The organism is Gluconobacter morbifer G707 (assembly GCF_000234355.1).
In the GTDB taxonomy this organism is placed as follows: domain Bacteria; phylum Pseudomonadota; class Alphaproteobacteria; order Acetobacterales; family Acetobacteraceae; genus Gluconobacter; species Gluconobacter morbifer.
On sequence record NZ_AGQV01000002.1, the window covers coordinates 161,312 to 184,819 of the forward strand.

General features: G+C 57.1%; 26 protein-coding genes. 15 read left to right on the top strand and 11 right to left on the bottom strand.

Features of this window, described 5'->3' with window-relative positions:
- Positions 1 to 9 precede the first annotated feature (9 nt).
- On the top strand, positions 10 to 699 hold the full coding sequence (locus GMO_RS05685) for a JAB domain-containing protein (protein ID WP_008851354.1): 690 nt from the start codon (positions 10 to 12) through the stop codon (positions 697 to 699).
- Complete coding sequence (radC, locus tag GMO_RS05690; RefSeq protein WP_008851355.1) at positions 696 to 1,418, top strand: RadC family protein; 723 nt, start codon at positions 696 to 698, stop codon at positions 1,416 to 1,418. The genes GMO_RS05685 and radC overlap by 4 nt, the downstream gene beginning before the upstream one ends.
- 10 nt (positions 1,419 to 1,428) lie before the next feature.
- Here the strand turns inward: radC and GMO_RS05695 are convergent, their stop codons facing one another.
- The 6 genes from GMO_RS05695 to rpmE all read right to left on the bottom strand — a co-directional run bounded on the left by GMO_RS05695 (position 1,429) and on the right by rpmE (position 5,088).
- Positions 1,429 to 2,556, bottom strand: coding sequence for a 5-(carboxyamino)imidazole ribonucleotide synthase (locus GMO_RS05695; protein ID WP_040508345.1), 1,128 nt, complete (start codon positions 2,554 to 2,556; stop codon positions 1,429 to 1,431).
- Entirely contained in the window at positions 2,553 to 3,080 is a 528-nt protein-coding gene (purE, locus tag GMO_RS05700; protein WP_008851357.1) for a 5-(carboxyamino)imidazole ribonucleotide mutase, read from the bottom strand. The genes GMO_RS05695 and purE overlap by 4 nt, the downstream gene beginning before the upstream one ends.
- A complete protein-coding gene (locus GMO_RS13870; protein WP_008851358.1) occupies positions 3,081 to 3,284 on the bottom strand; it encodes a YdcH family protein in 204 nt (67 codons plus the stop codon). It lies immediately after the preceding gene.
- A 156-nt stretch (positions 3,285 to 3,440) separates the two neighbouring features.
- Positions 3,441 to 4,025: a DUF1013 domain-containing protein gene (locus GMO_RS05710; protein WP_008851359.1), complete on the bottom strand. Its 585-nt coding sequence runs from the start codon at positions 4,023 to 4,025 to the stop codon at positions 3,441 to 3,443.
- A 220-nt stretch (positions 4,026 to 4,245) separates the two neighbouring features.
- Entirely contained in the window at positions 4,246 to 4,701 is a 456-nt protein-coding gene (locus tag GMO_RS05715) for an Hsp20 family protein (RefSeq protein ID WP_008851360.1), read from the bottom strand.
- A gap of 159 nt (positions 4,702 to 4,860) precedes the next feature.
- Complete coding sequence (rpmE, locus tag GMO_RS05720; protein WP_008851361.1) at positions 4,861 to 5,088, bottom strand: 50S ribosomal protein L31; 228 nt, start codon at positions 5,086 to 5,088, stop codon at positions 4,861 to 4,863.
- 189 nt (positions 5,089 to 5,277) lie between these two features.
- Between rpmE and mscL the strand changes: the two genes are divergently transcribed.
- Together mscL and GMO_RS05730 are read left to right on the top strand one after the other, a co-directional pair.
- Positions 5,278 to 5,766, top strand: a complete 489-nt coding sequence (gene mscL, locus GMO_RS05725) for a large conductance mechanosensitive channel protein MscL (protein ID WP_008851362.1) — start codon at positions 5,278 to 5,280, stop codon at positions 5,764 to 5,766.
- Entirely contained in the window at positions 5,766 to 6,146 is a 381-nt protein-coding gene (locus GMO_RS05730) for a hypothetical protein (protein ID WP_008851363.1), read from the top strand. The genes mscL and GMO_RS05730 overlap by 1 nt, the downstream gene beginning before the upstream one ends.
- A gap of 39 nt (positions 6,147 to 6,185) precedes the next feature.
- Here the strand turns inward: GMO_RS05730 and secF are convergent, their stop codons facing one another.
- Complete coding sequence (gene secF, locus GMO_RS05735) at positions 6,186 to 7,130, bottom strand: protein translocase subunit SecF (RefSeq protein WP_008851364.1); 945 nt, start codon at positions 7,128 to 7,130, stop codon at positions 6,186 to 6,188.
- Between the two features lie 5 nt (positions 7,131 to 7,135).
- On the bottom strand, positions 7,136 to 8,677 hold the full coding sequence (gene secD, locus GMO_RS05740) for a protein translocase subunit SecD (protein WP_008851365.1): 1,542 nt from the start codon (positions 8,675 to 8,677) through the stop codon (positions 7,136 to 7,138).
- Between the two features lie 152 nt (positions 8,678 to 8,829).
- Between secD and GMO_RS05745 the strand changes: the two genes are divergently transcribed.
- On the top strand, positions 8,830 to 9,813 hold the full coding sequence (locus GMO_RS05745) for a Gfo/Idh/MocA family protein (protein ID WP_008851366.1): 984 nt from the start codon (positions 8,830 to 8,832) through the stop codon (positions 9,811 to 9,813).
- A gap of 26 nt (positions 9,814 to 9,839) precedes the next feature.
- Here GMO_RS05745 and GMO_RS05750 read toward each other — a convergent pair whose 3' ends face one another.
- Both GMO_RS05750 and GMO_RS05755 read right to left on the bottom strand, forming a co-directional pair.
- Entirely contained in the window at positions 9,840 to 11,651 is a 1,812-nt protein-coding gene (locus GMO_RS05750) for an ABC-F family ATP-binding cassette domain-containing protein (protein WP_008851368.1), read from the bottom strand.
- Positions 11,652 to 11,713: 62 nt separating this feature from the next.
- Positions 11,714 to 12,445, bottom strand: coding sequence for a response regulator (locus GMO_RS05755; protein ID WP_008851369.1), 732 nt, complete (start codon positions 12,443 to 12,445; stop codon positions 11,714 to 11,716).
- Between the two features lie 243 nt (positions 12,446 to 12,688).
- On the opposite strand from GMO_RS05755, the gene GMO_RS05760 reads away from it, so the two are divergent.
- The 8 genes from GMO_RS05760 (at position 12,689) to recQ (ending at position 21,929) form a co-directional block, all read left to right on the top strand.
- On the top strand, positions 12,689 to 13,165 hold the full coding sequence (locus GMO_RS05760) for a sigma-70 family RNA polymerase sigma factor (RefSeq protein WP_008851370.1): 477 nt from the start codon (positions 12,689 to 12,691) through the stop codon (positions 13,163 to 13,165).
- 131 nt (positions 13,166 to 13,296) lie between these two features.
- A complete protein-coding gene (locus GMO_RS05765) occupies positions 13,297 to 13,872 on the top strand; it encodes a sigma-70 family RNA polymerase sigma factor (RefSeq protein ID WP_008851371.1) in 576 nt (191 codons plus the stop codon).
- A 201-nt stretch (positions 13,873 to 14,073) separates the two neighbouring features.
- Positions 14,074 to 14,250, top strand: coding sequence for a NepR family anti-sigma factor (locus tag GMO_RS14385; RefSeq protein WP_008851372.1), 177 nt, complete (start codon positions 14,074 to 14,076; stop codon positions 14,248 to 14,250).
- 95 nt (positions 14,251 to 14,345) lie between these two features.
- Complete coding sequence (locus tag GMO_RS05770) at positions 14,346 to 16,130, top strand: sensor histidine kinase (protein WP_008851373.1); 1,785 nt, start codon at positions 14,346 to 14,348, stop codon at positions 16,128 to 16,130.
- Between the two features lie 107 nt (positions 16,131 to 16,237).
- Positions 16,238 to 17,926: a thiol reductant ABC exporter subunit CydD gene (cydD, locus tag GMO_RS05775; protein ID WP_008851374.1), complete on the top strand. Its 1,689-nt coding sequence runs from the start codon at positions 16,238 to 16,240 to the stop codon at positions 17,924 to 17,926.
- A complete protein-coding gene (gene cydC / locus GMO_RS05780; RefSeq protein WP_040508350.1) occupies positions 17,923 to 19,596 on the top strand; it encodes a thiol reductant ABC exporter subunit CydC in 1,674 nt (557 codons plus the stop codon). Before cydD ends, cydC begins: the two co-directional genes overlap by 4 nt.
- A 58-nt stretch (positions 19,597 to 19,654) precedes the next feature.
- Complete coding sequence (locus tag GMO_RS05785; RefSeq protein WP_008851376.1) at positions 19,655 to 20,062, top strand: OmpA family protein; 408 nt, start codon at positions 19,655 to 19,657, stop codon at positions 20,060 to 20,062.
- 13 nt (positions 20,063 to 20,075) lie between these two features.
- Entirely contained in the window at positions 20,076 to 21,929 is a 1,854-nt protein-coding gene (recQ, locus tag GMO_RS05790) for a DNA helicase RecQ (protein WP_008851377.1), read from the top strand.
- 7 nt (positions 21,930 to 21,936) lie between these two features.
- On the opposite strand, the gene GMO_RS05795 is transcribed toward recQ, so the two are convergent.
- Positions 21,937 to 22,416 (bottom strand): copper chaperone PCu(A)C, encoded by a 480-nt coding sequence (locus GMO_RS05795; RefSeq protein ID WP_040508352.1) that lies wholly within the window; start codon positions 22,414 to 22,416, stop codon positions 21,937 to 21,939.
- Between the two features lie 108 nt (positions 22,417 to 22,524).
- Between GMO_RS05795 and nrdR the strand changes: the two genes are divergently transcribed.
- Positions 22,525 to 23,028, top strand: a complete 504-nt coding sequence (gene nrdR / locus GMO_RS05800) for a transcriptional regulator NrdR (RefSeq protein WP_008851379.1) — start codon at positions 22,525 to 22,527, stop codon at positions 23,026 to 23,028.
- The gene (gene nusB, locus GMO_RS05805; protein WP_008851380.1) at positions 23,025 to 23,507 is read left to right on the top strand and encodes a transcription antitermination factor NusB; all 483 of its coding nucleotides are present in this window, start codon (positions 23,025 to 23,027) and stop codon (positions 23,505 to 23,507) included. Before nrdR ends, nusB begins: the two co-directional genes overlap by 4 nt.
- Position 23,508 lies beyond the last annotated feature (1 nt).

Below are 23,508 nucleotides of genomic sequence, written 5' to 3' on the forward strand. Positions count from 1 at the left end.
GATGCCTGCATGGCCAATACACCCTCCCGGATCGATCTGACACGTGGCGCAAGCCCGAAAAGACATCGCGCCCGGATGAGAGCGCGTGTTCTGGCAAATGGCGCCCACACGCTAGCTGATTATGAAATTCTGGAAATGCTGCTTTTTGCAGGCATTCCCCGCCGGGACACCAAGCCACTGGCAAAGGGACTCATGACCCATTTCGGTGGCCTGATCGACGTTTTTCGGGCGCCTACAGCCGAATTACGAGCAGCAGGTCTGGGCGATGACACGATCCGGGTCCTGCGTCTGCCAGCTATCGCGGCAGAACGTCTTGCTTCGTCCGAGCAGCGTGAAAGGCCCACGCTTGGAAACTGGGAACAGCTTCTCGACTACCTCGATACCGCTCTTCAAGACAGCATCTCTGAACAGTTCCGCCTTCTGTATCTCGATAATCGCAACCGGCTTCTTGCCGATGAAGCGGTTCCTGCCACCCAGGACATTCCGGAACGAAATCGCTCCATTGCAATACGTGCCCTGCAACTTCATGCCACTGCGTTGATCGGTTTCCATGTCCAGCCCGGAAAAGCGCCCATCCATTACGCCCAGCCAGCCAGAGCACTAGACTGCGCCATGCGCCCACTGGCCATTACGCTCCATGACGTTCTGCTGACCGCCACCGGCCACCCCGTCAGCCTGAGGGGAGAAGGGCTGCTATGAGCGATTCTACGGTTCTGGAGCCACCAGGACAGGACAGCACGGCCAGAGAAAGAGAAGACCCGTCCTATCCATCTGCTCCTATTGCCCTGCTGACAGGGCGCGGAAGGCATCTGCCAGACGATAAACTGCTCTATCTGATGACGCGGCTTTTCACCGGGCGCGAAGAGGGTACCGCAGAACTTTCCCAGGCTTTGACAACCCGCTTCAGAACCCTAGCCAATGTCCTGTCAGCCAGTCATCAGGAACTGGAATCCATCCGCACTATGGGAATGCACATGATTCCCATGATGGCCGTCCTTCAGGAAGCAGCCCTTCGTTACAATCGTGCCCGCCTGCCGGACGCAGATCTTCTTGATAACGAAGAAAAACTTCTGGATTATCTCACGGCCCGTCTGGCGCGGGAAAATATCGAGCAGTTCCGCATCCTGTTTCTGAACAGCCGGAACGGACTGATCGCAGATGAAGCGCAGGCGAGGGGAACAGTCAATCACACTCCGGTTTATCCGCGAGAAGTCGCAAGACGCGCCGTGGAGATCGCCGCAACCTCGCTGGTGCTTGTTCATAATCATCCCAGCGGCGATCCCACGCCTTCTGACGCAGATATACAGATGACTCTTCAGGTTCAGGCAGCGCTGAATGTGGTCGGTGTGAATCTGGCCGATCATTTCATTATCGGCAACGGACAGCACACCAGTTTCCGGCAAAAAGGCCTGTTCTGAAAACCAGATCCTATCGCCGTAAGGGGAGCAGATCTTCCAGACCCAGATCTCCCGGCAAACCGCCCCGTGGGAAAATCGTATTGACGTGCCCCATCTTCCGACCGGGACGCGCTTCCTTTTTTCCGTACAGATGCAGGGACGTACCATCTGTCGCAAGAATGGCTGGCACACAGGCCATATCTTCCGGTCCGATCAGATTGTGCATGACAGCATCGGAATGACGGCACGCAGGCGGAAGAGGCAGACCGGCGACAGCCCGCACATGCATCTCGAACTGGTCCACCAGACATGCATCCATGGTCCAGTGGCCTGAATTATGCGGGCGCGGAGCAATTTCGTTAACAAGCAGACGACCATCGGCGGCATGAAACATTTCAACACCCATGATGCCAACCAGACCCAGCTCTTCGGCAATTTTCATCGCCATATCCTGTGCCTGCCGGGCCAGATCCGGCATGATGCGTGCAGGCGCCATAGTCACATCGAGAATACCATCACGATGACGGTTTTCGGCCACATCGAAGCAACGGACTGTTCCATCCTGTCCGCGGACAACCATCACGCTGACTTCGCGTTCGAAGTCGATCATCTTCTCCGCAACGAGCGGATAGGGAAGATCTGAAAGACCTGCAAGATCAGACGCCGTCTGGACACGAAACTGCCCTTTGCCGTCATATCCGAAACGGGTTGTCTTGAGAATCAGAGGGAAACCGATCTCTTCTGCGAGACCGTCCAGATCATCCTGACTCCGGACCGAACGCCAGGGCGCTACTCTGACACCTGCTTTGGTCAGTCGTGTCTTTTCAATGATCCGGTCCTGACTGATCCGCAGAATATCACCAGCCGGCCGGACTGGCCGGAGCGCTTCCAGAAGAGTGAGACCTTCAGCACTGATATTTTCAAATTCGAATGTCACAACGTCACAATGTGCTGCAAAATCCCGCAGCGCCTGTGGATCATCATAGGAGCCGAGCGTAATGGATGCCGTTACTTCCGAGGCCGGACAATCAGCAACCGGATCAAGAATATGAACCCGATAACCCAGCTTGGACGCCGCGACCGCAGACATACGCCCGAGTTGGCCCCCTCCTATGATTCCAATCGTGGAACCGGGCAAAAAAACGTCTTTCTGGCTCATTCGACCGGCACATCCCCGACGGCTGCAGTGCGTGTCGCTCGCCATGCTTCCAAGCGCGCCGCAATTTCGGCACTGGAGAGAGACAGGATGGAGGCGGCGAGCAGACCGGCATTTGTTGCCCCCGCTTTCCCGATGGCAAGTGTCCCCACCGGAACGCCGCCAGGCATCTGGACAATGGATAGTAGACTATCCTGCCCATGAAGAGCACGGCTTTCCACTGGAACCCCTAGGACAGGCAATGTCGTCCATGCTGCACACATGCCAGGCAGATGGGCCGCCCCGCCTGCGCCGGCAATAATGACCTGTAATCCCCGTTTGCGCGCTGTCTTGGCGTATTCGACAAGTCTGTCAGGCGTCCGATGCGCGGAAACGATCCGTCGTTCGTGGGATATGCCAAGTTCATCAAGCACTTCGCAGGCATGGCGCATGGTTTCCCAGTCGGACTGGCTTCCCATGATGACGCCTACGCGAAGGCTGGAGGCGTCCTGAAGGACATCGTCGGAAGAAGAAAGGGTCTGGCTCATTCAGGCAATGTTGTCCGGGATGAGACGGGTCTCGATCCAGGCGATCTCGTCCTTGAGCTGCAACTTGCGCTTCTTGAGGCGCTGAAGCTGGAGCTGGTTGAGGGGATGATGGATCAGACGTTCAATGACCGTGTCAAGATCACGATGCTCGCTCCGCAATTCATGCAGACGCTTCAGCATGGCGGCATTGTTGTCAGTCAGCATGTTGTCGATCCCGGAGCAGGGTCAGGGCAGAATGGTAAGACAGGAGAGCCTGTCCATCATTTCAGTTCCCTACCATAATGCGCGGGGATCAGGCCAGTAGGTCTCATCAGAACGGGGAACAAAGTATATTCCCCGTTACTCCGGTGGTGTTGCTTTTCAGTCCTGCCCGTCACCAGCGGTAGCATAACTGTCCACAACCGGAAGAGCCTGTCCGTCGCGGGCAAGACGGTCATTGGCAGCGTTGACAGCTGCGTTGAGATCCGTCTGTGTGCAAAGTCCCAGAATGACCGGATCACGCGGCTTGATGTTGGCGCTGTTCCAGTGCTGACGGTCACGCACCTTGATGATGGTGTCCTTCGTCGTTCCCAGCAGCTTGACGATCTGTGCCTCGGAAAGCTGTGGAAACTGACGCAGGATGAATGCAATCGCGTCCGGACGATCATTCCGCTTGGCCACTGGCGTGTAACGGGCACCTTTGGTCCGTTTCTTAACCGGACTGGCAGATGGCAGGATTTTCAGCCGGGCTTCTGAATTGGCTTCACAGCGCTTGATCTCGGCTTCGGACAACTGGTGATTTTTGACGGGATCATAACCATTGATACCCGCTGCAACTTCCCCATCAGCAATCGCCTGAACTTCCAGCGGATGCATCCCGCAGAATTCAGCAATCTGGGTAAATGTCAGCCCGGTCTTCTCGATAAGCCAGACGGCCGTGGCCTTGGGCATCAGGGGAAGGGTCATGTCAATGCGTTCCTTTTGGGGCGCGAATGGGCCAGCAAACGCAGGCACCGATTGGCGTACCCGGCAAGGAAAACCCGACACGGGAGATGATCGCGGCACCTGCTGGATGCACGGCGATTAAGAAACTGGATATGGGCTACTACCCATCCACGGTCAAGAACCAATATCGAAGCGGGACCGGTTTACACCGGTGCCGCCTGATAAATTCATTACCTTCCGATCAGGCAGCCTGAATGGATTCTACGCAGGAGGACGTGGTTCCGGTCTGGATCGGGATGCGACGGGACGTCGCGCTTTCCGGAACAACCTGCCTTACGGCAATGGTCAGTAGACCGTTTTGCAACTCGGCATGATCAATTTCCGTATGATCAGCCAGTACAAAACGCCGCTCGAAAGCGCGAGTGGCAATCCCGCGATGAAGCCAGTCACGATTTCTGTTTCCGTCAGGAACATTGCCCCGGATGACAAGCGTATTGTCCTCCTGCAGAACCTCAACGTTTTCAGGCGCAAAACCAGCTAATGCCATCGTGAGCGCGTAATCCGCGTCACCGGTTTTTTCAATATTGTACGGGGGATAGCTTGGAACGGCCTGAGCATTGGCGGCATTTCCAGCCATACGGGCAAGACGGTCGAAACCGATGGCGCTGCGAAACAGCGGCGTGAAGTCGTAAGTCATTGAAACCTCCAAGGGCAGGTATCATCTGAGGCAGCCCCCATTACTTGGCAGACTGCTATGGATTTACTGGCCATGACCCAAAAGGCATCATGACCAGTCATCCAGATGGAACCTGTCAGGCACATTTTCAAGAGATGTGCCTCAGGGAGGATGCAGAACTTACTTGGTGCGCGTACCGATACCGGCAAAACGCTTGTTGAACTTGGCGACCTGTCCTCCGGTGTCGAGCATACGCTGCACGCCGGTCCATGCCGGATGGGATTTCGGGTCGACGTCCAGACGCAGCGTTGCTCCCGGCTGACCGTAGCATGAATGCGTCTTGTATTCCGTGCCATCGGTCATGATGACGGTGATCTCGTGATAGTCGGGGTGAATGCCGGATTTCATGAATTTCTAACTCCAGGAAGAAAGCCCCGATACCGACCGGAGCGAATCATCAGGCGCGTATAACGGAAAGTGCTGTCAGATGAAAGCCGCTTTACTGGATCGCAAGAGTCCGTTTATCCCTTGGCTGAGAGCAGGCTCGGATGTCAGGCCTGCGACCGTACCCGCACGGTACCTCACGAAAGGTTTGATATGAGCGACACGAACGACGGCAAACATGGACTGCATGCACCGTCCATTCATACTCCGGTCTGGGTCAGCGACTTCCAGAAGTTCATCATGCGCGGCAACGTGCTTGACCTGGCAGTCGGTGTGGTCATCGGTGCAGCCTTCACGGGCATCGTCAACAGTGCAGTGAAAGATCTTCTGACGCCCGTCATCGGGATGCTGACAGGCGGCGTCGATTTCTCCAACATCTTCGTCACCCTTAAAGGGCCGCATGAAGCAACACTGGCTGATGCCCAGAAAGCCGGCGCTGTTACCCTCAATATTGGCGTTTTCCTTAACGCCGTCATTCAGTTCCTGATTGTCGCGTTCTTCGTTTTCTGGGTCACGCGTATCGTTGGCAAGCTGCATCGCCAGGAAGAAGCCACACCCGCTGCGCCGCCGCCGCCCAGCAAGGAAGAAGTTCTGCTGACGCAGATCCGCGACCTTCTGGCCAGCGGAAAAGCGTCGTCCTGATGAAAACTTCCCTCCGGCACCGCATCTTCCGCAAGGCAGTCCTGCTGGTTCTGGGGGGAGGATTACTGTCAAGCTGTGCGATCCATCCTCAGATCGAGGGGGTCGCGCCTTCTCCCAATGCCCGGCTTTATTCCTATCTCATCGTGCATGGTATGGCCCGGGGTGCGATCATGACGCGTCAGATCACACCGGAGAATATCCGCCAACTTGTAGCGCTGGATCGTAATGCCCAGATCGCTGCCATCAACGCCATGCGCCTTCAGAACAGGGCAGGGAACCGTCAGGCGGATGCTACCCTGGAAGATCTTCTGAAAGATATTTCGCAGCCTCCGTCACATGGTGTCGCCAGCACGGAAGCACAAAAAAACCGGCAGCCCTGAGGCGCCAGTTTTTTTGTGCCGTCCTTCCCGGACCAAAGGTCAGTTCGGGGCGCTGCCACTTTCCTTGCGCAGTCTCTTTTCACCCATGAGAAGCAGCAGGGGAGAAGCGATAAAAATGGATGAGGATGTTCCCACCACGATTCCGAACAGCATGACCGTCGCGAAACCAGTCAAAGTGCTTCCGCCGAAAAGAGCCAGAGGGAGCGCGGCAAGAAAGACTGTCATGGATGTTCCCAGCGTACGGTTCAGTGTCTCGTTGATGGAAAGATCCAGCAGTTCACGCAGAGGCATTGTGCGGTATTTACGCAGGTTTTCGCGGATGCGGTCATAGACCACAACCTTGTCGTTTGTAGAGTACCCCAGAATGGTCAGCAGTGCGGCCACCATGACAAGATCGAATTCAAACCGGGTAACCGCCAGAAAACCCACCGTCTTCGTCAGATCTAGGATGAGCGTCACTACCGCACTGATGGCGAACTCCCGCTCAAAACGCACCCAGATGTAAATCAGGATCATGGCAAGGCTGAAGCCGAGAGCCAGCAGACCATCCCGGAAAAGTTCGGACGATACGGAAGCCCCGACGGCGTCCGCCCGAAGAACCTGCGTGCCAGGTGCAACCTTGGAGACAGCCTGCTTGACCCCATCAACCAGTTTCTGGGTCTGGGCCTCGCGGTCTGCACCTGAGGGCGCATTGATGGCAATCCGGACATCGCGCGGGGAGCCAAAAGCCTGCACGGCGTCAGGGTGAATACCAGCCTGCGACAGAGCCGCACGGATTTGACCAAAATCGGCCGGACCGGGCGTCTGCGCCTCGACGACGATCCCACCCCGGAAATCAAGACCGAGCTTCAGGCCCGGCTCGAAAAACAGGATAATGGACGCAATGGACAGAACGGCCGAGACAATCAGGCCCATGTGACGGCCACGCATGAAATTAATGCGTCGATCGTCACGGACGAAACGGAACAGGGGACGTGACAGCATGACGTTCAGACCGGCAATTCTTTGGGACGGGCGAGTGCATACCACCGTACGACAAGCAGCCGTGACAGCAGAAGCGTCGTGAAGAGGGTCGTGACAATACCGATGGTGATCGTCAGGGCGAAATTCCGCACCGGCCCTGTACCGAACACGAACAGCATGACGTGAGCCAGAAAGGCCGTGGCGTTACTGTCGATAATGGTACCTGTTGCACGCTCGAAACCTGCCTGAAGAGCCTGAAGGGGACCGCGTCCACGCTTCACTTCTTCACGGATACGTTCGTTGATCAGAATATTGGCATCCACGGCCATACCCAGCGTCAGCAGCATTCCGGCCATACCAGGCAACGTCAGTGTCGCCTGGAAAAGGGACAGGATGGCCACCATGAGGATCAGGTTGGCAAAAAGCGCAACGTCCGCGTACAGGCCAAAACGACCATAGAACAGCACCATGAAAACCACGACCAGCAGCAGTCCGACCACAAGGCTCATGATACCGGCATGAATGGACGCGGCGCCGAGGCTCGGGCCAATTGTTCTCTGTTCCACAACAGAGAGGGGGGCCGGCAAAGCACCCGCACGCAGCAGAAGCGCAAGATCCGAAGCACTCCGGGCATCAAATCCACCCGTGATCTGACCACTGCCAGCCGTGATCGGATTGATGATATTTGGAGCTTCGATCACCTTGTTATCGAGAACAATGGCAAAGCGCTTGCCGACATTGGCGCGCGTGACATTGGCAAATTCCGTAGCGCCAGCGCTGTTGAGCTGGAACGTCACCGCCCATCCGCCGCTCTGCTGATCGATGACGGCACCCGCGTTCGTCAGATCGGTACCATCGACATCGACATGATCCTGAACGGCAACCTGCGAATGCGTGCTTTCATCTTCCAGCATCGTGGAGCCAGGACTTGCCACGCTGGGATTTGGTGCCAGCAGACGGAACGTCAGACGGGCGGTTGTTCCCAGCAGAGACTTGATACGTTCCGGATCACTGACACCGGGGAGTTCAACCACAATGCGGTCATCGCCTTCGCGCGCGATGCTTGGGTCAATGGCACCCGTCGCATCGATACGACGGCGCACGATTTCAATGGACTGCGCAACAGCTTCGCGCGCTCTTGCCATCATCGCATCATGCTGCAGGGCGAGAACGATACGGCCATTCTGTTCCGAAACATGGAATTCGTTCGGGACAACCGAGGGAAGCGCCTGCATGGCAATGAGATCAGCCGCCCGCTCGCCCTCGGAACGCGGCGCAAAGCTCAGGCTGGCCGTCTGGTCGTTTTTCCGGAAATCCCTGTATCCAAGGGATTTGTCAAGAAGCGTCTGCCGCGCCTGATCCTGCAGGGATTGCAGGCGATCATGTTCCAGAGACTTCAGGTCGAGCTGAAGCAGAAGGTAGGAACCACCTCGCAGATCCAGACCCAGATGGATCTGCCGCCAGGGCAGAGCAGGCGATGGCGCTTTCATGAAATTGGGCAGACACAGCAGAACGCCGATCAGGCAGATGCCTATGACGCCCAGCAATCTGAGCCGGCTGTAATACATCATATCAGGTCGAGACGTCCTCGGCGGATGTGGACAGGTCGTTATTTCGTGGGCGGGACCATGCCGTTTCCATCCTGCCGATGCAACCTTTCTGCACCTTCTTGCAGACCAGCATCTTTGCGCTCAGGGCGTCGACTGATAATCCTTCGCTCATGAGCATACGGCAACAGCTTCGCGTCGGCATCGTGGGTGCCGGTCATTTTGGACGGTTTCATGCCCTTAAGAGCGCTGAAAATCCGTCAGAACAGCTTGTCGGGCTCTATGATCCCGTTCCAGAACGTGCAGCCCTTGTGGCAAAAGAGGCACAGTGCGAAGTCTGTGCCAGTTACAGCGACCTTCTGGCGGCTGTGGATGCCGTCATCATTGCGGCTCCGGCAGAGTATCATTTCCCGCTGGCCAGTCAGGCCCTTCAGGCGCACCGGCATGTTCTGGTGGAAAAACCCATCTCCGCAACACTGGAGGAAGCCCATGCCCTTGCTGACCTAGCCCGCCAGACCGGGAATGTCCTGCAGGTCGGGCATCTGCTGCGTTATTCAGCGGAACACCAGGCGATCACGCAGCGAATCACAAGCCCGCTCTATATCGAGGCAACCCGCATCGCCCCTTACAAACCGCGTGGTACGGATGTTTCAGTCATTCTGGATCTCATGATTCATGACCTCGACCTTGTCCTTTCCATCGTAAACAGCCCAATTGCTGATATCGACGCTCTCGGGGCCGCCGTTTCCAGCGCCCACGAAGACATCGCCAATGCCCGTGTCCGGTTTGAAAACGGATGTGTCGCAACAATCACCGCCAGCCGCATTTCTCTGAAGACTGAACGCCGCATGCGCCTGTTTTCACAGGCTGGCTATCTTTCCGCCGATTTCATGGAACGCAAACTGAGTTTCATCGGACGGGAACGCGGAATGCCACTACCAGGCACGGGTGGTTTTCGGCGCGAAGCCATAAGCTGGAAAGATCATGACAATCTGGCGGCTGAACATCAGGCTTTTGCGGCCTCATGTCTTCACGGCGCTCCGGTACTGGTTGATGCTAAAGCCGGAATACGTGCTCTCGACGCGGCCCTGCGTGTTACCAGGAGCATCTCTCGCTCTCGGCACATCATGGAAAACTCAGGCCTGATCTCTGATTGAAATTTCCTCTAAAATTCTAAAACAAGTTACTGATTTTCAAGTATTTCTTTTTTCATTTCAAGTTCCAGCCATTCTTCCTCAGCCTTCGTCAGGGCATTTTCTGCCTCAAGGAGGGCGTCAGTGACTGTCTGGAACTTCTTGGGGTCACGAGCATACAGGTTAGGATCAGTCAGAAGCTTCCGATATGTCTGGATGTCCTTCTCGAACTGCTCCATTTTAGCAGGCAGCAGATCAAGGGCGCGCTTATCGTTATAACTGAGCTTCTGGGACTTCTTTTCTGTTTTTAAAGCAGATTGTGGTGCAATTTTTTCAGAAGAGTCCTGTTCTCTCTGCCGTTTTGCAGGCGCTTCTCCGCGCCGCTGTGCCAGCATATCGGAATAGCCGCCCGCATATTCGATCCAATCTCCGTTGCCTTCGGCCACAAGAATCGAACTCGCTACGCGATCCAGAAAATCACGATCATGACTGACAAGAAGCACCGTTCCAGCATAATCAGCCAGCATCTCCTGCAGAAGATCGAGCGTTTCCAGATCAAGATCATTGGTCGGCTCATCGAGCACCATAAGGCTGGAAGGCTTTGCCAGCGCACAGGCCAATGCCAGACGCCCACGCTCTCCGCCTGACAGCTTGCCGACCGGTGTTCTCGCCTGTTCAGGGCGGAACAGAAATTCCTTCATATATCCGATGACATGACGCTTTTCGTCCCCGACCTGCACCATGTCACCACTTCCACCTGTTAGCGTGTCAGCAAGCGTCTTTTCAGGATCAAGGCTTTCCCGCTGCTGATCGAGCGTCACCAGAGAAACGGATGGTCCCATCTGAACCGTTCCCTCCTGCGGTGCCAACCGTCCGGTCAGCAGCCGAAGAAGAGTTGTCTTTCCAGCACCATTCGCTCCAACCAGCCCCAAACGGTCTCCCCTCAGAAGACGCAGATCAAGGTTTCGTACAATGGCGCGATCATCATAAGCCCAGGACAGATTTTCCGCGGCAATAGTGATCTTGCCACCACTTTCGGCTTCCATGGCTGCCATGCGAAGCGTTCCCGTCCCACGGGATGCCATCTCCCGTCTCTGAGTCCGCAATCCGGCGAGTTCAGCAACCCGACGGACATTGCGTTTGCGCCTAGCCGTCACGCCATATCGCATCCAGTCTTCTTCGCGGGCGATCTGGCGATCAAGCTTGTGCGCGTCGCGTTCTTCCTGCTCTAGAACCTCATCCCGCCAGCTTTCGTAACGGGAAAACCCCTGATCCAGCCGGCGTGTAATGCCACGTTCAAGCCAGACCACACTTCTGGAGAGCGTTTCAAGCAGGCGACGGTCATGGCTGATGACAATCATCGCAGAACGGGATGCAATCAGTTCCTTTTCCAGCCAGCTGATCGTGGGCAGATCAAGATGATTGGTAGGCTCATCCAGCAGAAGGAGATCCGGTTCCGCCGCCAGCGCCCGTGCAAGGGCGCACCGCCGGACTTCACCTCCTGAAAGATTTTCGCAGTCCTCATCTCCCGTCATACCGAGTTCGGACAGCATGACGCGCGCGCGGTAGCTTTCCGTCTCATCCAGATCTTCTGCAACATAAGAAAACGTCGAAGAATAAGCTGAAAGATCAGGCTCCTGTGCCAGATAATGAATTTTTATTCCCGGCTGGACAAAACGGGTCCCATCATCCGGTACGATTTCTCCAGAAGCGATCTTCAGAAGAGTCGACTTTCCGGAACCATTATGTCCAACAAGACAGATCCGTTCCCCGGGCTGTACGCCAAGCTCCGCTCCATCAAGGAGCGGGCGCCCGCCGAGAGTATAGGTGATATTCTGAAGGAGAAGGATAGGTGCTGACATGCCTGTCTATGTGTCGCAGGCTGCCCTCGGCTGCAAGAGACCCTGTCCCCGATAAAAGAGGGTCAGACGTTCACGCCACCTGTTACGGCCTGATAGGTTGCAACGGCCAGGGTCATCGGCTCGAAAGGCTTCGTGATGACGAAAGACGGCTCCTGGGCTTCTCCTGTCAGGAGCCGTTCAGGATAAGCCGTTACAAAAATGACTGGTGCCTGATGATGCCGCAGGATGCGTCCAACAGCCTGCATGCCATCGCCGCCGCCGCCCAGATTGATATCAGCCAGAATGAGACCCGGCTTTGTTTCATCTGCCAGCTTTACGGCATCACTCTCCGTATGAGCAACACCGGCGATCCTATGACCACACCGCTCAACCAGATCCTGAATATCCATCGCAATGATGGGCTCGTCTTCAATGATCAGAACGCTGGTCTGGGCAATGCCTTTCAGTCCTTTCCGTGCCTCCGTCAGTTCCTCTGCTGCCACATCCTCAGGAAGGTCGAGCGCCTGCGCAGCGGAGGAGAGGGACTGTTCTTCCAGAGAGGTCAGTAGCAGCAACGCCCGCTGGATCACAGACATGCCCGCCACATTCTCGGGAACCTGCGCAGCAAATTCCCTGACGAGAAGACCGTAAAGCCGAAAGCGCGGAGGAAGCTCACCGGCGGGATTTTCCATGAGGCTTTTCAGCGCTACCGCGACAAGTTGGTCTCCAGCTTTCTGATCTCCCAACAAGGCACGGGCAAAGCGGCGGGCATAAGGCAGCGCCCTGATAAGTTCCTGACGTGCCGAATCAATCATGGTCCTCAGCCCTTGTTTCAGAATCATAGCCTCTCGCCCCGGTAAGAGGGAGAGACCATATTTCACAGAATGAAGTGAACAATCATCATGACATGAGAGACATATTTCGCCTAGTCTCCTGCAAGCTGACGATCTTTACCGCGTCACAAAAAGGATTTTCCCCTGGTCACACCCGCATCCGAAAGCCCCTCCGCATCTGATAAGGGCGGAAAGGGAAACTTTCACCGGCGCCTCCTGCAGGCCTTGCCGGATCTGCGGGGTTTTGCGCGTTTTCTGACGCGAGATGCGGTTCTGGCTGACGATCTTGTACAAGACACAATCGTTCGCGCCTTGGCAGCACAGGCCCAGTTTCAAGAAGGAACAACCCTCAAGGCCTGGCTCTTCACAATTCAGAGAAACACATTTTACGAGATCAGGCGACGCAGTTCGCGCGAAAAAGAGATCATGCAGGACATTGAAATGGACCTGCCTCCCTCTACCGAGACTCCCTCCCGCCAGAATGCCCGGGACGCCGTTCAGGATCTGGGAGAACTTCTCTGGAAGCTTCCAGAACTTCTGCGCGAAGCCATCATCCTGGTCGGTGCACAGGAACTGTCCTACGAGGATGCAGCCGCAATCTGTGATGTTCCTCCCGGAACCATGAAAGCACGCGTCTCCCGTGCCCGTTCCCAGCTTTCCGTAATCGTAAACCAGTCCTCTCCTGAAAAAATAAGCATCTGATTTTTCGCTGGATTCTGAGGTTTTTCCTTTTCCTGGATTATAGACAAGAAATTTCTTCGCCCGGAATGCAACGATCCTGATTGCCCGTTCATTGATCTCATGAAAACAGGACGAAATCAGGAGTAAGTTCCATGACGTTCCACGATCAGGTCATTGCTATTCTTCCGAAACTGCGTGTGCAGGCCCTTTCGCTGACCCGAAACCGTGCCGCCGCCGAAGACCTTGTGCAGGACGCCGTGTGCAACGCTCTGGCCGCGCAGAACAGTTTCATTCCTGGCACCAATTTCTCGGCATGGATGCATCGCATTCTTCGCAACCGTTTTATCTCAGATCTGCGCAAGCGTCGTGAGACAACGGATATTGACGATGTGCCAGCTTCTTCTTTTGCAAGCTCGCCAACACATGAAGACAGCCTAGCTCTCAAGGATCTTTCGATGGCCCTGTCACGTCTGCCGGCTGACCAGCGTGAAGCCCTTGTGATGGTTGTTATTCAGGGCATGAGCTACGAAGCGCTGGCCGAAGCAACCGATTGTGCCGTCGGTACTGCCAAGAGCCGCGTTTTCCGTGCACGCCGTCAGCTGGAAGCTTGGATGACCGGTGACCTCCCTGCCAATGACAAACTGCGCGTAAAGGTCAAAGCTCTGCGCGATGCGATGGATGTCCGTCGTCGCAATGGAGAAGGGACAGAAGATCTCTTTCTGTCTTGATCCTGTGAAATAGGCAGCGGCGCTCTTTTTTCCATTTCGCTCGAGAAGCGATTGCGGAGAGACCCGCGTTTTTGTAAGCCGGTCAGATCAGCTCATTTCACAAACAGCCTTTCTGATGGAACTCAAGCTCCGCGCGATGGTTAGCAGCAAAGGCATGAGTGTTTGGTTTTTCGGTATCAGGGAAAGGTTCAAGACAGGGCAATGACCGGGGGAGATAACTACGAGACCTCATCCGGAAAGCAGAACAGTGGTGAGGAACAGGATTCTCCCTTCGGCATCTGGTTGAGCCGGGGTCTTCATCAGCTTTTCGATGATGTTGCCAACGAGCCGATCCCCGAAGAACTGCTTCGGTTGATCGAGGAAGACAGAAACAAGTGAAATTTTTCAGGTCTGGTTCGCCAGACCAGAACGAGCAGACTTCGACCTCAGGTTCCTCCCGACGACGCGGTTGGTCAGGACTTCGCAGCCTGCGTATGCTTGATACGGTGGGCGCCAGGGTTATGGCGCTGATCGTTGCTGCTACCCTTCCATTGGCGACCATTGCTGCATTTCTGGCATGGCACAGTTATCAGCAGAACGTCGGAAATGGTCTGGCCCGTACGGAACGTGACGCCCAGATTGCGATTTCAGAAATTGCCAGCGATCTTGATCAGACGCACATGGCACTGGACATGCTGGCCGATGAGGATATTTCCTCCGGTAATGCCCTGAGGGAATTCGGGCTGGTCCAGATCATCTCCCAGCATCATTACTGCTCCCTGATGCTGACAGACGCGCAGGGGAAACCTTCCGTTGTCCTGCCGCCGCCTTCCACGCAGGATCCGGAGATTTGCAGGTCGGAACAACTACAGCCTGCAATAACCTCGGTCATCCCTCATCCCAGCGTCGGCGTGGACGTTCTGAAAGGGAACAGGGGGCCGCTTCTGCGTTTCGTGGTGCCAATCCTCAGTCACAATGACGTTACGGGCTATATCATTGCCGTTCGGACCCTGGGATGGCAACGCAGTCATCTGCCCGCAGGGGATGGACGTCTGCTGCTGGGCTCAAGTGACAATGCCCGTCACCTCCTGATGATGGGAGACGGTGCGCTTTACCCGCTTTTCCTCGATTATACGGATATTCCGGATCTACCAGCGCCTGCAGTTGAGCGTCTTCTCAGGGATGCCCACGCAAATACCCTGCATGATGCCTTCACCAGCAAGGACGTGACCTACGTACTGCAGAACGCATACGGTTCCGTCAGTCTGGTCGTGGCTGCAGAGCGAACGGCGCAGGAAAGTCATGCGCTGAATATCTTTATCCTGAGAGTCGGGCTTATTGTGGGACTGCTTGTGCTGGAACTGCTGGCTGTAGCTCTGGGCGCAAGATATTTTTTGGTCAATCCACTGGAAAGACTTGCTGCAGCGGTTGCGAACTGGAGACGCGGAGCACCATTCGATTCGCATACTGATCAGTCGATTCCCCTAGAGATCAGGCACCTTGACCGTGCTTTCCTCCGTGCGACCCACCGTCTCACCCGCCATGAAAAAGAACTGGAACGCTCCGCCCGGAATCAGGACCATCTGATCCGCGAAATTCATCACCGGGTGAAAAACAACCTTCAGGTCGTGGCGTCTTTGCTGAATTTGCAGGGTAGCCGTATCCGGTCCCATGAAGCGCGTGAAGAATTCCGGCTTGTCCGTGACCGGGTCCGCGCGCTCGCCACCCTTCACCGTCATCTTTATTCGGAAAACGGCCTCTCGGCGCTGGATGTGCAAAACTTCCTTGAGGAGCTGTGCAGCCTGCTGTTCTCCGCCAATGGTATGAATACGCAGACACGCATCCGTCTTCAGCTCGACATTGATCATGTCCTGATTTCCCCGGACCAGGCTGTTCCTATCGCCCTGATCGTCACGGAAGTCGTCAGCAACGCCCTGCGATATGCATTTCCGGATGGACGTTCAGGGCATATCCGAATCACCCTCCGCCGCCTTGCCGATGATGGAAAAAATCCTGAAGGAACAGTTGAACTCAGTCTTGGCGATAATGGCATCGGTCTGCAGGCGGGCCGCGCGTCCGAGTCCCGGACTCGACGGGAGGGAATTGGCATCCAGCTCATTCGCGGATTCGCGCGTCAGATCAACGCAAACTTGGTCGTCAGCAATGAAAACGGAACCTGGTACGAACTGAAATTTATTCCCGCCGACCCTGCGCCGACGGCTCTGGCAATTGCCAAAAGGGCCATAAGCCAAGGAAAAAAGACATCTTCTGACACATAGAGACCCCGGCTGAACGCCTGCTGTAAGGCGAGGCGGGAAATAAATAAGCGGCAAGAATTTTCACAGGTACTGTCTTGTGGCGAATTTGCGACCTATATGCTGGGGTCATGAAGGCCGACAAGAAAATCGCAAAAGCGTGGGTGAAGGCGCAGGGGCGAGCCAGTCGCTCCCGCACCTCCGTTGTAGTGATCCTCGGACTGCTCTCGACCCTTTTGGGTCTGCTGCAGGCATGGGCTCTGGCCCGGACACTTGCTTCCATCCTGACAGGCAACCTGGAAAATGTGGCGCCCGCCATCACGGTTTTCCTTCTCGTCTGTATCGTTCGCACGGTTCTGTCCGTGTTGCAGGAACTGGCAGCGTCCACAGCAGGCATGGAAGCCCGCAGACGCTTACGGGCCGAAGTGCTTTCCCGCATCGTTGGCGAAGGACCTGCCCTGCTTCGCAGACAGCATAGCTCCGCGATTGCCGCCACTCTTGTCGACCGCATCGAAGCCCTCGACGGTTATTTCGGTCGCTGGCTTCCTGCCGCTGCCCTGTGGCTTGTTTCACAGTGGATCGTGGTGATCGCGCTTTATCTTGAAAATCATCAGGCCGGTATCATTCTGGGGCTGTGCTGTGCGTCCCTGCCTGTGTTTCAGGCCATTTTCGGGATTGCTACCGGCGTTGCGTCCCGCCGCCAGTTTCTTGCCATGACCCGGCTTCAGACGCGTTTCCTTGATCGCGTCAAGGGTATCGCAACCATCGTTCTGTCAGGTGGCACGGAACGCGAAACGCAGGCCCTTGCGAAAAGCGCCGATGACCTGCGGCTCAGGACCATGAAGGTTCTGCGGATTGCATTCATAGCGTCCGCCACAACAGATATTGCCATGGTGGCAGCCTTGGTTCTGATCGTTGTCAGCCAGAGCCGTCATCTGATAGCGGGCTCTTCCGAAGCCATGGTGACCAGCGCCCTGTATGCTGTTCTGCTGGTACCGGAGGCTTTCGCTTCATTTCGTGCGCTTTCCGCCGCCTATCAGGACCGTGCACATGCCACGGCTGCGGCAGAGGCGATGCATGACCTTGCTCCCATGCCCGCAGCCGAAAATACGGCTCCGGCGACACCGCAGCACGCAGAGGGCGGCATTTCCGTCGCTGCGGAACATGTCTCCTTCGCATGGAATGAAAAGCGTGGTGCCGTCATTCATGATGTCAGCTTCCAGCTCCCAGCAGGGGCTGTACTGATTCTTGAAGGCCCATCTGGCGCCGGCAAGTCCACCCTGCTGGAATTGCTTCTGGGATTTGTCAGTCCGACAGGAGGTTGTATCCTTCTGGGAGGGCAGGACATGCGTCAGATGACCCCTCGTCAGATTTCTTCCATCATAAGCTGGATCGGTCAGAAGCCTGTTCTTTTCGCCGGTACGATCCGGGAGAACATCCTCTTTGCCCGCCCAGATGCCTCCGGCGAGGAACTGGATGCCGCGATCAGGGCGGCTGCTGTTGATCAGTATCTGACCGCTCTTCCCGAAGGGCTGGAAACACGCATTGGCGAAGGTGGCTTTGGTCTTTCAGGTGGGCAGGCGCAGCGTATCGCCATTGCCCGCGCCTATCTGAAAAATGCTCCCCTTCTTCTGCTTGATGAACCGACCTCCCATCTCGATCCTACGACAGAAGCGGACATTCTCGGCAGCCTGCGGGCGCTGGCCAAAGGGCGGACCGTCATCCTGTGTACCCATTCCGCACAGGCCCGCCAGTTCCACGGACGTCATCTGGTTCTGGAAGCCGGGCGCGCTGTCGCTCTTACGGGAGAAGCCGCATGAGTTCCTCTCCTCGTACCTCGAACGTTCGCTCTACAAGCGCACTCTCTCGCATTCTTCAGGTCTGGAGGCCACAATACGGCCGTCTCATCACAGGGTTGATCCTTGCCGAACTTTCCGTCTGCGCTGGACTGGCGCTGATGGGGGAGGCCGGTGGTCGCCTGACAGGCGCGGCCATCGGGGTTGGGGCTGGCTATCTGCTCCTGCGCTTTGCCGGTTCTTCCCAGATCATCCTGCGATATGTCGAACGCCTGTACACCCATGATGCGATGTTCCGTGCGCTGGCGGATCTGCGCGTATGGTTCTATCGGTGTCTTGCAAAAGGCGCCGCGGCAGGGCTCGGGTTCCAGAGATCCGGAGATCTGCTGTCGCGCCTGGTGTCCGATGTACAGACACTGGACAACCTTTACCTCCGCATTCTGGTCCCGCTTGCGGCAGCTGTCCTGACCCTGCCCATCGCGACTTTCATCTGGCTTCGGACTGGCGTGGCGGCCGGACTGCTGACAGGCATTCTGTTTGCCATTCTGGCGTTTGTGCTTCCCTGGCTTGGTCTGCGCCTGTCACGACGTTGTGGACCGGATATCCTCCGCGCTGAATCCGACCTGCGCATCGCGTCTCTCGACCTGGCTTCCGGCCTGCGGGAGGCACGGGCCTTCGGAGCGGAAGACGTTCTCTCAGAAGCCGTCATCAAGCGCCAAGAGACCCTTCTCGCCGCCCAACGCCGCCAGGCCGTGCGTATGGCGCTGATGCATGGCTTCGCATCCCTGATCGCGAAGCTTGGTGTGGTGGTCATTCTCTGTGCCGTGGCTGGACTGTTTTTCCCGGTGGCTGCTCCTGTCGCTGGGGTGATGGCACTCTTTGTTGCGATTACGGCGCTGGATGGTGTGACGGGGCTGGCGCGGGCCGGTCTTCTGGGCGGGCAGGTTGCCCATGCGGCAGAACGGATCGTGGAGGTCGCGGATCGGGCCCCGGCCGTTGCGGAAGGCGATCAGCCTCTACCATCCGGACGTGATATCCGCGTTGAAGACGTGACATTCAGGTGGACCCCCGAACGCGCGCCTGTGTTCAGGGACCTGAACCTGACGCTGCGACAGGGAGAACGGGCTGCACTGATCGGACCATCCGGAGCCGGAAAATCCAGTCTTGCGGCGCTACTTCTCAAGGTCGTGCCGCCGGAGAAGGGGAAGATTCTTCTGGGCGGAGTGGACATCATCGACCTGAAGGATGACGACCTACGTTCACAGATTGCATGGCTTTCGCAGGCCAGCCATCTGTTTGATGATACCGTAAGGGGCAATCTGCTTCTGGGACGGACGGACCTTTCCGACGATGCACTTTGGGATGCTCTGGAGAAAGCCCGCGTCGCGGATGTCGTCCGCTCGCTTCCCGAGGGACTGGAGACATGGATCGGAGAAAGCGGTTCGAAGCTTTCTGGCGGACAGGGACGGCGGCTTGCGCTGGCGCGGGTGCTCCTCTCTGAAGCTCCCATCCTCATTCTCGATGAACCTGCCACCGGTCTGGACGCAGAGACGGAACGGGCTTTCCTGGAAACGCTGAATGATGTCGGGGAGGGACGGAGCGTTCTTCTGATCGTTCATCGTCTCACCGGTGTCGAACGGCTGGACCGGATCTGGCGCCTGGAAGATGGGCAGGTTGTTTCGTATGCCAGTTGACCCACTCAAGCGGAAAAGGCACCTAAAGCCTTTACCCTTCCTGACAGGACGTTGCACCATGGTTCGCTTTCTTTCTTCCATCCGCCTTGCGGCGCCGGTTCTCGTCCTGTCCGCCTCTCTGGCAGGGTGCGCCCAGCAGCAGGAACGCGACAGTTATGTCGTTTTTTTCGATCGTGAATCGGTCAGCCTGAGCCCGGTTGGAACAGCCATTGTCAGCAAGGCTGCGGCAGCCGCGCGCGCCGAACACGCCTCCGTCGTGCAGGTTTCTGGCTCCTCGGGCGTCAATGGTGATCCGGACATCCTGAAGGAACTGGCCAGCAGCCGCGCCCAGACCGTTGCTACGCAGCTTATGAATGACGGCCTGAATGGTGCACGGATCGAGATGGCCCCCCATGCACCGGCAGCCATCGAGGACTCCCGTGTCGCGCTGCGCCGCGTGTCCATTACCATTGTCCCGGGCCACTGAACCGGCATCCTGAATGACGGAAGGACAGAACGCAGAGTCTCCTGAGAAAGCAGGGAAAAATCCCAGCGACGTCCTGTCGGATGTTTTCGGTTTTTCCGGTTTTCGTGGTCTCCAGCAGGACGCTGTCGAGACTGTCATGCGGGGAGAAGATGTTCTTGTCCTGATGCCGACGGGAGGCGGCAAGAGCCTGTGCTATCAGGTTCCCGCCCTCTGCCGGGAAGGCATGGGGCTTGTCATCTCCCCCCTGATTGCCCTGATGGATGATCAGGTTGCGGGGTTACGTCAGCTTGGTATCCGGGCCGCTGCCCTGCATTCCGAACTGGAAGCCGACGAGCGCGAGACGCTGCGTCATGACCTGCGCAACGGCACCATTGATATTCTCTATATCTCACCCGAGCGCCTGCTTCAGCCCGGAACCAGCAGCTTTCTGGCGCGACGGAAAATTTCCCTCATTGCCATCGACGAAGCGCATTGCGTTTCAGCCTGGGGGCATGAATTCCGTCCCGAATACCGGGCGCTGGCGAGCCTGCCCGAACTGTTTCCCGGTGTTCCACGCATCGCCCTGACGGCTACGGCCGATCCACGTACGCGCGACGACATCCTGAACGTACTGGGCATGCCCCAGGCGCGCGTTCTGATGGCCAGTTTTCATCGTCCCAACCTGTTTGTGGAGGCCCGTCCGAAGGGGGGTGAAAGCCGCCAGCTTCTGGAGACACTCCAGAACCACCGAACCGGCGCTTCCATTGTCTATTGTGGAAGCCGGAACAAGACCGAGCGCACTGCGACGATGCTGCGCGAGAAGGGCCTGACGGCTTTGCCTTATCATGCCGGACTGTCCCCGTTGGAAAAACGGGCGGCGCTGATGCGCTTCCGGTCGGGGGAAGACATGGTCATCGTGGCGACCATTGCCTTCGGCATGGGCATCGACCGTCCGGATGTCCGCTGCGTCGTTCATCTCGACATGCCATCATCCCCGGAAGCCTATTACCAGCAGATTGGCCGGGCAGGGCGGGATGGGGAGCGCTCGGAAACGCTTCTGCTCTATGGCGGAGAAGACATGGCCCGGGCGCGTTACTGGCTTGAGCAGTCCAGCGCACCCGACCATGAGAAGCGTGTCATGCAATCCCGGCTGGAAAGCATGATCGCCCTGACCGAAACGACAGGCTGCCGGACGCAGGCGCTTCTAGCGTGTTTCGGGGAAACGCTGGACGCGCCATGCGGCCATTGTGATAGTTGCCTCAATCCGGTTTCCACCTTTGACGGAACCGAAGCTGCCCAGAAAGTCCTGTCGGCCATATACCGGACAGGACAGAGACTTGGGGCGGTCCAGCTCTCCAATGTGCTGCGCGGGCGCCTCAATGAGACGATTGAGCGCAACGCCTATCAGCATCTTTCTGTTTTCGGCATTGGCAAGGATCAGAGCGAGAACTGGTGGCGGGGGGTCATCCGGCAGCTGATTGCACGTGGCGCGATTCGGATGCATGGAGAATATGGCAGTCTGGCGCTCCAGTCCGAGATCGCACGTCCCATCCTGCGGGGCGCCGAACGCATTTCCCTGCGGATGGATGTACGGCGCCCACTGGCCGCTGCCGTCAGCGGCAACCCGGAAAATGACAGTCTCTCACCCGACGAACGTATGACATTCGATGCGCTCAGAAGCTGGCGCCTGTCGGAAGCGCGGGAGCAGGAAATTCCGCCTTACGTTATTTTCCACGATTCCGTGCTGCGGGACATTGCACGCGAATATCCTACGACACAGAGCGAGCTGGCCTGTATCCGGGGCGTGGGATCCTCGAAGCTGGACCGTTATGGCGCATCGGTCCTTCAGGTCCTGAAAGAAAACCTGAAGGCAGCCATAACATCCTGACAGGACGTCAGTCGAAGCTGTTCGGATCCGGCGCCGTTACAGTGAAGCTGACCGTAATGTCGCTTCCCTTGAGGAAATGGAACGTGAACGGAACATGACTGCCGGTAGGCGGCATCGAGGTAACACCCTCGCACAGCAGGTGATAGCCGGCAGGGGGAAAGATCATGGTCGAGTTAGGGGGCAGGGCCAGGTGATTGAAAAGATCATTGGCACCGGGCGTCTGTTCCTGGTCCGTGTGATGCGCCATGACGGTGGTGCAGACAGGAGAGGTAATGCCTTTCAGGAGATGATCGTTCCCGTCATCATTGCGAATCGTGAAGTAACCCGATCCCTGCTGGGGATAATGGGAAGAGGCCTGGAACGTCCCGTCAGCGACCACGATCCTCTGTTCATTATGGGCCACGTCCGGAGCAGTGACCGCGTCCTGCGCAATGGCCTGGGTGGTAAAAAAGGCAAGGACGCCAGCTAGGACAGATACCCGTTTCAACGACAGTCTCCCGCTTCATGGATGGTCCAGTTTGGGTCCGAACGCATCATCCGGTAAACTGGCCTCATTTCCAGTGGCACGACAAGGCCCCAACAATCAGGACAGTGCATGCGTTGCCCCTTTTGCGGACATGATGACACACAGGTCAAGGACAGCCGCTCCACCGAAGATGGTGTGGCCATCCGGCGCAGACGTGTCTGCTCGGCCTGTACGCAGCGTTTTACGACGGTCGAACGGATCCAGCTCCGGGAACTGACGGTCACAAAAGCCGATGGACGGCGCGTGCCTTTCGACCGGGACAAACTGTCGCGGTCCATCCGGGTGGCGCTGCGCAAGCGCCCCGTGCCGGAAGAAAGACAGGAGCGGCTGGTCAACGGCCTTGTCCGGCAGCTGGAAGCCTCTGGCGATCAGGATATTTCTTCACATCACATTGGCGAACTTGCAATGGATGCATTGCGCGAAGTGGATGGTGTGGCCTATGTCCGCTTCGCCAGCGTCTATCGCGATTTCCGCGAGGTCGAGGCTTTCTCGAAGATCCTCGCAGACATGCAGCCTTTTCCAGGGGAGACCACGCTCCCCGATCATAAAACCGACTCCCAGGAGACCTCATGACCGCATCAGACGCGCCATCCAGCCGACCGACGCGCCGCAGCCGCACGATCGCACGAGTTGCGGCCGTACAGGCCCTTTTCCAGTGTGAGCAGTCGGGTGATAACGCGGAAACCGTCATCAACCAGTTCGTCCGCCATCGGCGGGTCGCAGCGGGGGCTTCTTTCGAGGATGGCCACATCCCCGATGCCGACCTTTCCCTGTTTCAGGTTCTTGTACGGGGCACGACGCTGGAGCAGGATCGCATTGATCACGTTCTGGCGGACACCCTGCCGGAGAACTGGCCGCTTCCCCGGCTTGATCCGGTTCTGCGTGCACTTCTGCGGGCTGCGGTTTATGAACTGATCGAAACCGATACGCCTGACCGCATCATCATCAATGAATACTTGGATGTCGCTCACGGCTTTTTCTCTGGCGATGCCCCCAAGATGGTGAATGGCGTCCTGGACACCGTAAGCCGCCGCAACGAAGACAATCCCTGAG